This window comes from Knoellia sp. AC549, assembly GCF_979258975.1.
Genome location: NZ_OZ409890.1, coordinates 854,865 through 868,683 on the forward strand (window position 1 = coordinate 854,865; position 13,819 = coordinate 868,683).

14 protein-coding genes are annotated in these 13,819 nt (G+C 70.1%); 5 read left to right on the forward strand and 9 right to left on the reverse strand.

Annotated elements, in window-relative coordinates; translation table 11 throughout:
- Window positions 1–125: 125 nt before the first annotated feature.
- The 9 genes from ACZZ98_RS04145 to ACZZ98_RS04185 all read right to left on the reverse strand — a co-directional run bounded on the left by ACZZ98_RS04145 (window position 126) and on the right by ACZZ98_RS04185 (window position 7,694).
- Window positions 126–317 carry a hypothetical protein gene (locus ACZZ98_RS04145; protein ID WP_463515059.1) on the reverse strand — a complete coding sequence of 64 codons (192 nt, stop codon included), beginning with the start codon at window positions 315–317 and terminating at the stop codon, window positions 126–128.
- Entirely contained in the window at window positions 292–1,620 is a 1,329-nt protein-coding gene (locus ACZZ98_RS04150) for a complex I subunit 4 family protein (protein ID WP_463515060.1), read from the reverse strand. The genes ACZZ98_RS04145 and ACZZ98_RS04150 overlap by 26 nt, the downstream gene beginning before the upstream one ends.
- Window positions 1,611–3,467 (reverse strand): NADH-quinone oxidoreductase subunit 5 family protein, encoded by a 1,857-nt coding sequence (locus ACZZ98_RS04155; RefSeq protein WP_463515061.1) that lies wholly within the window; start codon window positions 3,465–3,467, stop codon window positions 1,611–1,613. The genes ACZZ98_RS04150 and ACZZ98_RS04155 overlap by 10 nt, the downstream gene beginning before the upstream one ends.
- Window positions 3,464–3,868, reverse strand: coding sequence for an NADH-quinone oxidoreductase subunit NuoK (gene nuoK, locus ACZZ98_RS04160; protein WP_463515062.1), 405 nt, complete (start codon window positions 3,866–3,868; stop codon window positions 3,464–3,466). The genes ACZZ98_RS04155 and nuoK overlap by 4 nt, the downstream gene beginning before the upstream one ends.
- Window positions 3,865–4,455 carry an NADH-quinone oxidoreductase subunit J family protein gene (locus ACZZ98_RS04165; RefSeq protein ID WP_463515063.1) on the reverse strand — a complete coding sequence of 197 codons (591 nt, stop codon included), beginning with the start codon at window positions 4,453–4,455 and terminating at the stop codon, window positions 3,865–3,867. The genes nuoK and ACZZ98_RS04165 overlap by 4 nt, the downstream gene beginning before the upstream one ends.
- The gene (locus ACZZ98_RS04170; protein ID WP_463515064.1) at window positions 4,452–5,015 is read right to left on the reverse strand and encodes a NuoI/complex I 23 kDa subunit family protein; all 564 of its coding nucleotides are present in this window, start codon (window positions 5,013–5,015) and stop codon (window positions 4,452–4,454) included. The genes ACZZ98_RS04165 and ACZZ98_RS04170 overlap by 4 nt, the downstream gene beginning before the upstream one ends.
- Window positions 5,012–5,968 carry a complex I subunit 1/NuoH family protein gene (locus ACZZ98_RS04175; protein WP_463515065.1) on the reverse strand — a complete coding sequence of 319 codons (957 nt, stop codon included), beginning with the start codon at window positions 5,966–5,968 and terminating at the stop codon, window positions 5,012–5,014. The genes ACZZ98_RS04170 and ACZZ98_RS04175 overlap by 4 nt, the downstream gene beginning before the upstream one ends.
- Window positions 5,969–6,011: 43 nt before the next feature.
- Window positions 6,012–6,554 (reverse strand): NADH-quinone oxidoreductase subunit C, encoded by a 543-nt coding sequence (locus ACZZ98_RS04180; RefSeq protein ID WP_463515066.1) that lies wholly within the window; start codon window positions 6,552–6,554, stop codon window positions 6,012–6,014.
- 84 nt (window positions 6,555–6,638) lie between these two features.
- Complete coding sequence (locus ACZZ98_RS04185) at window positions 6,639–7,694, reverse strand: SGNH/GDSL hydrolase family protein (RefSeq protein ID WP_463515067.1); 1,056 nt, start codon at window positions 7,692–7,694, stop codon at window positions 6,639–6,641.
- A gap of 243 nt (window positions 7,695–7,937) precedes the next feature.
- Between ACZZ98_RS04185 and ACZZ98_RS04190 the strand changes: the two genes are divergently transcribed.
- From ACZZ98_RS04190 to ACZZ98_RS04210, 5 genes are read left to right on the forward strand one after another with little or no spacing between them, the layout of a single operon-like run.
- Complete coding sequence (locus ACZZ98_RS04190; RefSeq protein ID WP_463515068.1) at window positions 7,938–8,975, forward strand: LacI family DNA-binding transcriptional regulator; 1,038 nt, start codon at window positions 7,938–7,940, stop codon at window positions 8,973–8,975.
- The gene (locus ACZZ98_RS04195; protein ID WP_463515069.1) at window positions 8,972–10,270 is read left to right on the forward strand and encodes a sugar ABC transporter substrate-binding protein; all 1,299 of its coding nucleotides are present in this window, start codon (window positions 8,972–8,974) and stop codon (window positions 10,268–10,270) included. The genes ACZZ98_RS04190 and ACZZ98_RS04195 overlap by 4 nt, the downstream gene beginning before the upstream one ends.
- 36 nt (window positions 10,271–10,306) lie before the next feature.
- The gene (locus tag ACZZ98_RS04200) at window positions 10,307–11,245 is read left to right on the forward strand and encodes a carbohydrate ABC transporter permease (RefSeq protein WP_463515070.1); all 939 of its coding nucleotides are present in this window, start codon (window positions 10,307–10,309) and stop codon (window positions 11,243–11,245) included.
- Window positions 11,242–12,147, forward strand: a complete 906-nt coding sequence (locus tag ACZZ98_RS04205; RefSeq protein WP_463515071.1) for a carbohydrate ABC transporter permease — start codon at window positions 11,242–11,244, stop codon at window positions 12,145–12,147. Before ACZZ98_RS04200 ends, ACZZ98_RS04205 begins: the two co-directional genes overlap by 4 nt.
- Window positions 12,148–12,173: 26 nt before the next feature.
- Window positions 12,174–13,811: a glucoamylase family protein gene (locus tag ACZZ98_RS04210; RefSeq protein ID WP_463515072.1), complete on the forward strand. Its 1,638-nt coding sequence runs from the start codon at window positions 12,174–12,176 to the stop codon at window positions 13,809–13,811.
- Window positions 13,812–13,819 lie beyond the last annotated feature (8 nt).

The window sequence follows — 13,819 nt, forward strand, 5'->3', positions numbered from 1 at the left end:
AGGGCGCCGATGACGGGGGCCGCGAGGCGCACCCGAGGGGCGAGGGCATCGACGACGAGGACGAGGACCATGGCGGCGGCGGGGACGAGGGCGGGGAGCAGCAGCACCCACGAGAAGCTCGAGGGTCACCGGCCACCCCCGATGACCGCGGTCACGGCGTCGGACGTCACTCCGAGGACGACATGCGGCGCGATGCCGATCGCGACGACGGCGACGACCAGGACGGCGATGACGGCGAGCTCGACGCCGCGTGCGTCATGGGCTCGGTCAGGCGCCTCGTCGTCGACCGCGTCACCGACCCACACGATGCGGGCCACCCGCAGGGAGTAGGCCGCCGCCAGCGCCGCACCCACCGCCGCGACGACCGCACAGGTGCGCACGATGCCGGTGTGGTGGGCGGGGTTCCACGCGGCGACGAGCGACAGGAGCTTCGCCCCAGAAGCCGGCGAGGCCCGGGAGCCCGAGCCCCGCCGCGAGCCCGAGGACGAGGCCGAAGCCGAGGCGGGGCGAGACCTCGCGCAGGGCCGGGCGCACGACCGCGAGGTCGACCGAACCCCAACGATGCTTGAGGCCGCCGACGATGACGAAGAGCAGCGCCGAGATGACGCCGTGGGCGATGTTGCCGATGAGTGCCGCCTGCAGGCCGGTCTCGGTGCCGGAGGCGAGACCGAGGATGACGAACCCCATGTGCGCCACCGACGAGAAGGCGATGAGCCGCTTGAGGTCCCGCTCGACCAGGCAGATGAGCCCACCCCAGAGGATGCCGACCACGCCGGCGATGGCGAGCACGGGGGCGACCCGGGCAAACCCCTCGGGAACGCTCGCCATCGGCAGCCGCACGAGGCCGTAGGTGCCGAGCTTGAGCAGCACCGCCGCGAGGAGGACCGACCCCGCCGTGGGCGCTGTGGTGTGGGCCGCCGGCAGCCACGTGTGCAGCGGGAAGACCGGCACCTTGACGGCCAGCCCGAGCGTGAGCAGCACGGCGATGAGGGTCTGCTGACCGAGACCGAGCCCGGCCGCCGCGGCCGGCAGTGCCGCGAAGTCGGCGGTGCCTGCCTGCGTCACCAGCACGAGGATGCCGACGAGCATGAGCGTGGAACCGACCGCGGTGTAGAGGATGAAGCGTGCAGAGGCGTCGGCGCGGGCCGACGCGCTGTGCCGGTCGCCGTAGCGGTTGATGAGCACCCACATCGGCACGAGGACGACCTCGAAGGCGATGAAGAAGAGGATGGCGTCGCGGGCTGCGAACGCCGCGAGAGCGCCAGCCTCGACGAGGAGCAGCGCGCCCAGATAGGTTGCGGCGCTTCCGCTCTGGACGGAGTCGGCCCACGGCTGCTCGGCCCACGCGTGGGCGACGACGAGCACGCCGATGACCGCCGTGAGGACGATGAGGGGAGCACTGATGCCGTCGACCTCGAAGTGCCACCGCACCCCGAGGTCCGGGATCCAGGCATGGTCGACGACGGGTCGGGTGACCGTCGCGGCGACGGCCGCCAGTCCCCCGACGACAGCGGCAGCAAGGGCGACCGCGCGCGCAGGGGCCGCCGACAGGGCTCGTCCACCCGTGACGAGCCACAGCCCGACCGCCGCAGGCACGAGCAGCATGACGATCAACGCCACGTCAGCACCGCCGTCCCCGCGGCCACGAGCAGCCCGAGCGCGACGAGTCCGACGCCGGCAGAAGGTGCCTCACGCCGGTGCCCGCGCTCGGTGAGCCACCCGGCGATGCCCGCCGACGCCGCCGTCCCGCGCACGTAGCCGTCGACGACCTCGCGGTCGAGGAAGGCGACGACCCGCGCCAGCCCCAGGACCGGTCGGGCGACGAGCGTCCGGTATGCCGTGTCGAACCCGAGGCCGCCATCGGCCAGCGCTCGTTGGCGCGGCGTCCGGACGAAGGCGTCCCGTGGGTCGTTCGAGCCGCGGGCGAGGTAGGACACGGCGGCACCGATGCCGATGAGGAGCAGGGTGAGGAGGATCCACCACCCCGAGGCGCCGTGGACGTCGAAGAGCCCGGTGAGGAGCACCAGCCCACCGACGACGGTGACCACCGTGAGGACGGCGAGCGCTCCGAGGACGGGAGCGGGCGGCATACCGGCGTCGTCGTCGTTCGCGTCGGCGAACTCGAGGGGCGAGGTCACGACGAGGTGCGCTCGGGTGGCGTAGGCGGCAGTGAGGACGACGGTGACCAGCAGCGCAGCAAGGACGAGGACACCCGGACCGCCGGAGCCGATCGCACCCTCGTAGGCCGTGACGATGACGTGCTCCTTGGAGAGGCCTCCGACGACGAAGGGGGCACCGGCGAGGGCGAGGAGCCCGAAGAGCCACGACACCCGGGCGAGCGGGTGGATGTTGCCGGCCCCGTGCAGCCTCGCCGCGAGAGTGGACCCCGCGACGACCGACATCCAGCCGATCGTGAGGAACAGCAGCGACTTGAAGAGGGCGTGCGCCCAGAGGTGGAAGAGCGCCGGGTCGGGGCCGATCTCGTCGGTCGCGGTCGCCAGCGCCGACAGCATGATCGCGACCTGGCTGACCGTCGACCACGCGAGGAGCCGCTTGAGGTCGGACTGGCCGAGGGCGAGCACGGCTGCGCCGACCATCGTCACCGCTGTCGCGGCCCCGAGCAGCCACCGGGCTCCGTCGGCGAGGACGAGCACGGGAAAGAGCTGGGCGAGGACGACCGTCCCGGCCGCGACCATCGTCGCCGCGTGGATGAGCGCAGAGGCCGGGGTCGGGCCCTCCATCGCGTCGGGCAGCCAGTCCTGGAACGGGAACTGCGCCGACTTGCCGAGCACCCCGACGATGACGAGCGCGAGGAGCAGCGAGCGCAGTGCCGGGGAGCCCGGCACGTCGGGACCAGACCAGGACGCGACGACCTGGTTGAGTCCGGTCGAGCCGGCACCGGCGACCAGTCCCACGATGCCGAGGACGAAGCCGATGTCGGCGACGCGCGTGACGATGAACGCCTTGTATGCCGCCCGGCGGGCCGACTCCTTGCGCGACCAGTGGCCGATGAGGAGGTAGGAGCACCAGCCCATGACCTCCCACCCAATGAGGGTGAGGACGAGGTCGCGGGAGTGGACGACGAGCATCATCGCGGCGGTGAAGAGGCTGACCGTCGCGGCGAACTGGGCGAGGCGGTCGTCGTCGGCGAGGTACCACCTCGTGAAGACGAGGACGGCGACGACGACGAGCGCGACGACTGCGGCAACCGCCGCCGTGGTCGGGCCGGCGCCGAGCCGCAGCGGCATCTCGAGCTCGCCGACACGCGGCGGCGCTTGGAGCCCGAAGATGAGCGTGCCGCGTGTGGGGGCGATGACGAGGCCGACGACGGCCAGGGCGAGCGAGCCCAGCGCCGCCACGGTGGATACACCCGCTGCGAGGTGGGGCGTCCGGCGAAGGGCCAGCGTGACGACCGACGCGAGGACGGGGACGAGGACGAGCCAGTGGGAGACCTGGAGCGCGTTCACGACGTCCCCTCCCCCGACCCAACCCCCGACTTGTTGCGAGTTCGGGTCACCCCGGGAGGGCCTTCGGCCCGCTGGGCGTGACCCGAACTCGCAACAAGTCGGTCGGAGAGGGGCGCGTCGAGGTCGATCGAGCCGCGGTGGCGGAAGGCCGTGAGGATCACCGCGAGGGCCACGACGACCTCGGCCGCGGCGATGGTGATGACGAAGAGCGGCAGGACGCTGGACGACTCCCACCGCGAGGGAGACGTCGCCCCGGCGGTCACGAGCAGCACCAGTGAGCCGGACAGGATGAGCTCGACCCCGATGAGCAGGAGGACGGCGTTGCGGCGGACTAGCACGCCCATCACCCCGAGGCCGACGAGCAGCGCGGCCACGACGTAGGGGCCGGCGAGGTGGATCACGGGCCCCCCACCTCCGACTTCGTGCCCCTTTGGGACACGTCGGAGCGGCCTTCGGCGATCGGAACGCGTCCCAAAGGGGCACGAAGTCGGTCATCGGCTCGACCGCGTGAGACCGCGAGCGCGGCGATGAGGGCCGCGAGCAGCAGCACCGACAGCGCCTCGAACGGCCACACCCACGTGCCGAAGAGCTCGGTCGCGACGGCCTGGTTCGAGATCTCCCGTCGCTCGACGGCGCCACCGGCCAGCGGCAGCAGCGCGGCCAGGAGCAGCCCGGTCGTCGCGGCCCCGGCGAGCGCCGCGGCAATCCGTCGCCACACCGGCACGCCGTGCGCCAGGTCCGGCCCGATCGGCGCCCGCGTCAGCATCAGGGCGAAGAGGACGAGCACGACGACGGCTCCGACATAGACGAGGACGAGGACGAGCGCGACGAGCTCGTGCCCGAGCACCAGCAGGCACCCCGCCACACCCAGCAGCGCGACGACGAGCCACAGGGCCGCGTGCACCACCTGACGGGTCGTCACGGCGAGCAGGCCGGCGACGACCGCCAGCAACCCGCACGCCGCGAACGCGAGGTCCAGTGAGGTCATGCGTCCGGTGCCTTTGCGGCCCGCGGAGTCCGGGCAGGCTTGTTGATGGCGGCGATTTCGGCCGGCTCGGCTGCGCGCTCGTCGAGGGCGGGCGGGGGCGGCACGCTCTCCATCCAGCCGCCGAGCCGGTCCTTGTCGTGGAGCAGGTCGCGGATGTCGGTCTCGGCGTACTCGAACTGCGGGCTCCAGAAGAGCGCGTCGAAGGGGCAGACCTCGATGCAGATCCCGCAGTACATGCAGAGCGAGAAGTCGATCGAGAAGTCGTCGAGGACGTTGCGCTGCCGGTCGCGTCCACCCTCGGTCGTCGCCGGGACCGTCTCCTTGTGCGACTCGATGTAGATGCACCAGTCCGGGCACTCGCGCGCGCAGAGCATGCAGCTCGTGCAGTTCTCCTCGAGGAGCGCGATGACACCGCGGCTGCGCGGGGGCAGGTCGGGTGCGACGTCGGGATACTCGTGCGTATGCACCGGCTTCATGGCCGTCTTGGCGGTCGTCGCCAGACCCTTGAGTATGCCGGGCAGGATGCCCTTGTCACTGCGCTTCGGCTTGTCGTCGTTCACTGTGTCATCACCACGCCAATTCCGGTGAGGGCCAACTGGATCAGGCCCATGGGTAGGAGGACGAGCCAGGCCAGCCGTTGCAGCTGGTCCTCGCGCATGCGCGGCCACGCGACGCGGAACCAGATGACGAGGACGGCGATGACCAGACCCTTGAGCATGGTCCACAGCCAGCCGAGCTGATCGTCGAACGGGCCACGCCACCCGCCGAGGTAGAGGACCGCGAAGAGCAACGAGAAGACGACGATGCCGGCATACTCCGCAAGAAGGAAGAACGCGAAGCGCAAGCCGGTGTACTCGGTCCACGGCCCCATGACGAGCTCGGCGTCGGCGATGGGCATGTCGAACGGCGGGCGCTGCAGCTCGGCGAGCGCGGCGACGAGGAAGACGACCGCGCCGGGCAGCTGCCAGACCAGCCACCACGGCGACCATGCCTCCACGACCCCGGACAGGCTCAGCGTCCCCGCGGCGAGGCATGCGGAGGCGACGGACAGGACCAGCGGCAGCTCGTAGGACACGAGCTGCGCGGCGGAGCGCAGGGCGCCGAGCAACGCGTACTTGTTGGCGCTCGCCCAGCCCGCCATGAGCGTGCCGAGGGCGCCGACGCTCGTGGCGGCGAGGATGAGGACGGCGCTCGCCGGCACGTCGACGGCGACGACGTCGCGCTGCAGCGGGAGCGCCGCCATCGCCAGGAGATAGGGGATGAGGGCGACGAAGGGCGCGATCCGGAAGATCGTCCGGTCAGCGGCACGCGGGGTGATGTCCTCCTTCTGGACGAACTTCACCCCGTCGGCGACGAGCTGGGCCCACCCGTGGAAGCCACCGGCATACATCGGTCCGAGTCGTCCCTGCATGTGGGCCATGAGCTTGTGCTCGGTCTGCCCCACCAGCAGGGGGAACACGAGGAAGGCGGCCAGCACGGCCACCGACCTCACGACCACCTCGAGAGCGCTCATCGCCTCGCAGCCTAGTAGTTGCGCGCGCCCCGGAGCCGGACCGTCAGCGGGGGCCCCAGTCGGGGCCGGGGACACCCGGTGCCTGGACCCGACGGCGTGACGGCGACTTGCCCGAGTCATGGCCCTCGCCGGGCTCCTTGCCACCGGGCCACTGCTTCGACGCACGTGCGGCGAGGACGAACGACTTGCGCAACGGCGTCCCCTCGAACCCGTCCGGGAGGAGCAGCGGCCGCAGGCCCGAGCCGGAGCCGTCGTCGAAGCCGCTGAACTCGATCCCGAACATCTCGTGGGTCTCGCGCTCGTGCCAGGCGGCACCGGCATACACGTCGGTGGCAGAAGGTGCCGGCTCGCCCTCGGCGACGCGCGTCGTGAGTCTGATCGCCCGGATGCCGCGGTGATCGCGCCCATCCCTGTCGTGGGAGATGTCGAGGGCGCGCAGGACCAGGTCGTAGCCGGGGGCCGCCTCGTCGTAGGTCCGGTCGACGGCGCTGAGCCAGTCGAAGAAGGTGAAGCCCGAGGCCTGCGCGGCGGCGACGGCCTCGTGCCAGTCGGCCAGGGCCACGTCGCGCAGCTCGTCAGTGCTCACAACCGAACCCTAGCCACCCCACCACCCGGCCTTGTGTGCCTGAGAACGAGCCAGAGGCCGTGCTCAGGCACACAAGGTGAGGTTTCAGCGGGTAGCGGCGTGCTGTGCGGCCTGGCGCTTCGACCACGCGCGGTCAGCCGCGTCGATGCTGGCCCGTGAAGAGAGGTCGACGCCGGCGCGGGCGGCAGCAGCCTTGACCCGCTCAGACCGCAGGTCGGGCGCGACGAACTCCTTGGGAGTGATCGAGGCGTCCTGCACTGCATAGGTCCGCTGCTGTGCGGCGAGGCGCTCGGACGACGCGGCGGCGCGCTCCATGGTCCTGGCAGAGACCGCGAGCGCCGAGCCGGTGAGCGGGGTGCTCACGGTGGGCGTGTAGCCGTCACGGTGTCCGGCGACGTTGGGGTGATAGCTCTCCTCGATCGGGCTGGAGAGTCCGTTGAGCCACTCGACGTCGTCGCAGACCGCGTGTCCGATGAAGCGCGACGTCGGGTTGGCGAAGCCGAATCCCTTGGCACCAGCGGCTGCTGACGTCTTGCTGTTGATGAGGTCGGCCATCTGGTTGAGGCGGGCCTCCTCGGCCGGCGAGAACCAGGTGAAGGCGTTGCAGTCCTCGCCCTGGAAGATCCGCGGGTAGCCGACGACGACGACCCTGGCGTTGGGCGCCTTGCTCCGGATGGAGGTGTAGAGCGTGGACAGCTGCCCCGGCAGGACGTTGTTGATGTAGTTCTGCGCCCCGTCGATCTTGCCGTTGCAGTTGCTCGCCCACCCGGGCATCGCGCACTCGGTGAGGACATCGCTGAAGCCGGCGTCGTTGCCGCCGACGGAGATGCTCACGTGCGTCGTGGAGGCGGTGAGGGCGCTCAGCTGAGTGTTGGTCACGTCGGGGATGCGGGCACCGGAGCAGGCCCGGAAGTTGAGCGCGTAGCCCTTGGCCGCCGCGATGAGCGAGGGGTAGGCCTTGGTGGACCGCAGGCACGAGGTGCCGTCGTTGATGTAGCTGCGCGTCCCCGTGCCCGAGGAGTAGGAGTCACCCAGGGCGACATAGGAGGAGGCCGCCTGGGCCGGGGCTGCGGCGAGCAGGAGGCTGGATGCCGCTGCGGTTGCAGCGGCGACCAGGCTGAGCTTTCGGACTGTCGTCATTGACATCTCCCACTGGAAATGAGGCCGTGGACCTCGAGGTCTGGTGCTCGCAACCTAGGGGCTCCGACGCCCCCGTGGGGGCCTGCCGACAACCCTTTGCCAAGCCCATACCTGCCACTGACCCTTGCCAGACCGAGCCATCTGGTGCACGATGAGGTGGTGCGGTTGTAAGCGCTTACAAGATTCCAGCGCCCCGCACGGCACCGATTCCGACTCAACGACGAGGCGAAGGAGCACCTGCCGATGACCGCATCTGCGAACCCCGGCCAGCGCGCGACGATCTACTCCGTCGCCGACGCCGCCGGCGTCTCCATCGCCACCGTCTCACGCGTCTTCCAGGGCACGAGCACGGTCGCCGAGAGCACCCGCGAGCGTGTCCTCTCCGCCGCGGACGAGCTCAACTACATGCCGCTGGGCGCCGCCCGCAGCCTGGCCGTCTCGCGCCACGAGCTGCTCGGACTGGTCCTGCCCGAGCTGGGCGGTCCCTACTACTCCGAGCTCCTCATGGGCTTCGAGTCGCGCGCCTCCGAGCTCGGGCTCGGCGTCATCGTCGTGGTCACCGAGGGCAAGCCCGACCCCACCCGGGCGATCCGTCAGCTCATGTCACGTGTCGACGCCGTGGCCGTCCTCGGATCCGACCTCGACGACGCCGGCCTGGCCCAGCTGGCGACGGCCAAGCCGCTGCTCTCGCTGGCCGGAGCCCCCGGCGGGGCCGTCCCGAGCCTGGCCGCCGAGAACGTCGCGAGCGCCGAGGAGCTCACCCGCCACCTCCTCGACCACGGGCGCCGGTCCCTGCTCTTCCTCGGCGATCCCGACGCCGGTGCCGACATCGCCGGCCGGTATGCCGGGTTCGCCGCTGCGCATGAGGCTCACGGTCTCGACGTGCCCGAGCCGGTCCGGATCGGGCTGCAGGAGAGCGACGGTGCAGCCTTCGCGGCGGCCTACCTCGCGGGACAGCATTCGGCCGACGCCCTCGTCTGCGCCAACGACGAGCTCGCCCTCGCGGTCCTTGCCCATCTCCAGGACCACGGCACCACGGTGCCGGACGACGTGGCGGTCGTCGGCTGGGACGACGTCATGGCCGCCCGCTACGTCCGGCCCGCACTCACCACGGTGCGCCAGCCGGTCCACGACCTCGGCGCCCTCGCGAGCGAGCGCCTCCACGAGCACCTCAGCGCCACCACCCACTCCTCCGCCAGCCACGACATCCTCCCCACGCAGGTGGTCATCCGCTCCTCCTGTGGTTGCACCACATCCCCTCCCGAAAGGCACCTCCCATGAGTTCCCACCCCATGTATCGACGACGGACGGTCTTCGCCGTCGCAGGTCTGACGGCCACCCTCGCCCTGTCCGCCTGTGGTCGCGAGGCAGCCACCGACACCCCCGGTGCCGGGCCCGAGGCCAAGCCCATCGCGAGCGGCAAGGCGACCGGCGAGCTCACCGTGTGGGCCATGGGCGCCGAGGGCGAGAGCTTCCCGGCCCTCGTCAAGGAGTTCGAGGCCGCCAACCCCGGCTTCAAGGTCAAGGTCACCGCCATCCCGTGGGACGCCGCGCACGACAAGTTCGCCTCGGCGATCACCGCCGGTGAGACCCCGGACGCCGCCATGGTCGGAAGCACCTGGATGGGTGAGTTCGCCGGCATGGACGCCCTCGACCCCACTCCCGAAGGCATCGACAAGTCCTCGTTCTTCGAGGGCGCGCAGAAGACCACGGAGGTCGCCGGCACGGCATACGGGATCCCCTGGTACGTCGAGACCCGTCTCGTCTACTACCGCAAGGACCTCGCGGCCAAGGCCGGCTTCAGCGAGCCCCCCAAGGACTGGGAGGGCCTCAAGGCCATGGCCAAGGCCATGCAGGAGAAGGCCGGCGCCAAGTTCGGCATCGGTCTCCAGGCCGGTGGCCAGGGTTCGTGGCAGTCGGTCATGCCGTTCGCGTGGTCCAACGGCGCGAACCTCACCAAGGACGACGGCAAGGCCTACAACTTCGACTCCCCCGAGATCGCCGAGGCCGCGAAGTACTACCAGTCGTACTTCACCGAGGGCATCGCCGACAAGGCCGCTCCGGTGCAGCCGACGACGGAGCCCGACTTCGCCAGCGGTCGCGTCCCGATGTTCATCAGCGGCCCGTGGATGATGTCGGCCGTCGAGAAGGTCGGTGGCGCCGGCTTCAAGGACAAGTACTCCGTCATGCCGATGCCGACCAAGGAGTCGAGCTCGTCGTTCGTCGGTGGCTCGAACTTCGTCGTCTTCAAGAAGACGAAGAACCGCGACAGCGCCTGGAAGCTCGTCCAGTGGCTGGCGGACCCGAAGACCCAGGTCAAGTGGTACCAGCAGTCCACCGACCTGCCGTCGGTGAAGTCCGCCTGGGAGGACCCGGCCATCAGCAGCGACGAGAAGCTCGCGACCTTCGGCAAGCAGCTCGAGACCGCGCAGGCGCCCCCGACCTTCCCGTCGTGGGAGCAGGTCATCACGAGCTTCGACACCGAGATGGAGAAGGTCACCAAGCAGAACGCCGACCCGGCCGCCGCCCTCAAGACGGTCCAGCAGCAGGCCGAGTCCATCGGCACAGGTGAGTGACCCAGTGTCTCCAGATTCGATGACCAGGTCCTCGTCATGACGACGACGGCACCTGCTCCCGCCGACAGCCGGGCCGGGCGCACCTCGCGCCCGTCCCGGCGCGGCCGCCAGGAGGGGATCGCAGCCTGGGTGCTGGCACTGCCGTTCTGCGCCCTCTTCCTGATCTTCACGCTGTGGCCGGTGCTGCAGTCCCTCTTCATGAGTGTCACCGACACGAGGTCGAAGGACCTGCGGACACCGTTCGCGGTGGACATCATCGGGTTCGACAACTTCACCCGGGCCTTCTCGGACCCGATCTTCCGCAAGGCCATGGCCAACACGGCCTACTTCGTGGTCGTCGGTATGCCGCTCACCCTCGGTATCGCCCTGGCTGCGGCTCTCGCTCTGGACAAGGGAATTCGCAGGTTCCGCGCGATCTTCCGGCTCGGCTTCTACCTCCCGGTCATCACCTCGATCGTCGCGGTGGCCGTCGTCTGGCGCTTCCTGCTCCAGCACGAGGCCGGCCTCATCAACACCGTGCTCGGCTGGGTCGGCATCGACGGGCCCAACTGGCTCGGTGACCCGAACTGGTCCATGCCCGGTCTCATCCTGATGGCGTCGTGGCGCAACTTCGGCACCCCGATGATCATCTTCCTCGCCGGCCTCCAGAGCGTCCCGATGATGCTCCACGAGGCCGCCAAGATCGACGGCGCCAGCTCGTGGCAGCGGTTCCGCCACGTCACGATCCCGATGCTGCGTCCGACGATCCTCTTCGTCTCCGTGACGACCTCGATCGGCTACCTGCAGTTCTTCGAGGAGCCGTTCGTCATGACCAACGGTGGCCCGCTCAACAGCACGATCTCGATGTCGATGTACACGTACAAGCAGTTCGGCTTCGGCAATTACGGGTTCGCCGCGTCGATGAGCTACATCATCTTCGTCGTCATCGCCGTGATCACCGCCATCCAGTTCCGACTGCTCCGGGAGAACACATGAGCACCCTCAACGTCCTCCCGAACGCGACCGACGCCGGCCCGGGACCCGAGTCGGACTCGGAGGCCCCGGCGCCCACCCCGGGCAACGGGCAGCCCAGCCGGTGGTGGCTCTACCTCGTGCTCAGCCTCGTCCTCGTCGTCGTCGTCGCACCGTTCGTCTGGATGGTGCTCGGCAGCTTCAAGACCCAGGGCGAGCTCCTGCAGCGCCCGCCCACGTGGTTGCCCGAGGCGGCCACGTTCGACAACTACACACAGCTGTTCTCGCGGCTGAACTTCTCCCAGTACTTCCTCAACTCCACGGTCGTGGCGGTCGCCGTCACGGCGGGCAACCTGCTCTTCTGCTCGATGCTCGGCTATGCGCTGGCGATGCTGGACTTCCGTGGCAAGCGCGCGCTCTTCCTCGTGGTCATGGCCACGCTGATGATCCCGGGCGTCGTCACCTTCGTGCCGCTCTTCGTGCTCGTCGCGAACATCGGCCTCATCAACAGCCTTCCCGGACTCATCCTGCCGTTCCTCGTCGCACCCTTCGGGGTGTTCCTCATGCGCCAGTTCTTCCTCGGGCTGCCGCGTGACCTGCTCGACGCGGGGAGGGTCGACGGTGCCAGCGAGCTGCGCATCTTCTCCCGGATCTTCCTCCCGCTGTCCGGACCGGCCCTCGCAACGCTGGGGATCCTCACCTTCCTCGGGAGCTGGAACAACTTCCTGTGGCCGCTCGTCGTGGCGCAGCAGGAGGACAAGTACACCCTTCCCGTCGCCCTCGCCCTCTACTCGACCGGCCAGAACTCCACCCAGTACGGACTGCTCCTCGCGGGCGCCACGATCGTGGTCATCCCCGTGCTCCTGGTCTTCCTCGTCTTCCAGCGCCGCTTCATCGAGGGCATCGCCACCACCGGCATCAAGTAGCCCCACCCCGCTCAAAGGAGAGCACCATGACCGACCACCAGATCACCCCTGCCACCACCACCCCCCTCACCCCCCTGACCCGCCGCGGCCTCGTCACCGGCGCAGTCGCCGTGACCGCGCTGGGCCTCGCCCCGAGCGCCCAGGCCGCGGCGGCGCAACGCCGCCCCACCCTGCTGCCGAACGCAGCCGGGGCAGCCTGGGACGAGGCCACCGTCCGACGCTGGGCCCGCGACACCTGGCGCAGCCTGGAGGCCATGACCGACCCGCGCACCGGACTCCCCGCGGACAACATCCCCGAGTCCCTTGCCGCAGGGGACCGTTCGGGCTACACCTCCCCCACCAACATCGGTGGCTACATGTGGAGCGCGATCGTCGCCCGCGAGCTGGGCATCATCTCCCGGGGCGAGTGCACCAAGCGCATCCTCCGCACGCTGCACACGCTCGCCCGCATGGAGCACCACGAGCCGAGCGGGATGTACTACAACTGGTACGACGAGGCGAGCGGGGCAGCGCTGCGCAGCTGGCCCGGCAGCGGCGACACCGTCCACCCCTTCTGCTCCAGCATCGACAACGCGTGGCTCGGCGCCGCCCTGCTCGTCGTGGCGAGCGCGGACAAGGGCGCCGCCTCGCAGGCGCGCCGACTCTTCAGCCGCATGCGCTGGGACGCCTACTACAACCCCGGCACCGACCCGGCGCACCCCACCGTGCGCCCCGGCGGGCTCATGCACGGCGGCTTCTTCGTCTTCGACCACGACCGTCCGGGCGGCGTCTACCGGGGCACCCACATCGGTGGCGACCCGGTCTGGCTCACCAACCACCACTACGACACGATCGTCTCCGAGACCCGGATCACGAGCTACCTCGGCATCCTCACCGGTCAGGTCCCGGCGAAGCACTACTTCGCCGCGTGGCGCACCTTCCCCGCCACCTGCGACTGGTCCTGGCACGAGATGCAGCCCGTGGGCGAGACCCGCACCTACCTCGGGCTCGACGTCTACGAGGGCGCCTACACCTACCGCGGCATGCGGATCGTCCCCGGCTGGGGCGGCTCGATGTTCGAGGAGCTCATGCCCGACGTCTTCGTCCCCGAGGCCACCTGGGCGCCGAAGAGCTGGGGCCGCAACCACCCGCTCCACGTGCGCGCCCAGCGCGAGCACGGCCTCGACGAAGCGGACTACGGCTACTGGGGCTTCTCACCCTCGAGCAACCCGGCAGGCGGCTACCGCGAGTACGGCGTCGACGCCCTCGGTCTCAACCCGGACGGCTACCTCTCCGACCAGGAGAACACCAACTACGACGCAGGCTTCGGCGACTGCCGCCCGGCGACGAACCCGAACCCGACCTACGGCGACGGCGTGGTCACCGCACACGCGTCCTTCCTCGCGATGATGCACGAGCCGGACCAGTCCTTCGCCAACCTCGCCGGCATCGAGCGCGACCTCGAGGCCTATGGTCGAGGGGGGTTCTTCGACGCCGTGGCAGTGCGTTCGGGCCAGGTGGCACGGCGCTACCTGTCCCTCGACCAGGCCATGGTCATGGGTGCCGTCGGCAACATCCTGTGCCAGGACGTCATCCGGCGCGCGTTCTCCACCCCGGCGGTGGAGCGCGCCCTGCGACCCGTCATCGGTGTCGAGGAGTTCGGCGCCGGCACGTCCAGCAACTAGGAGCACCA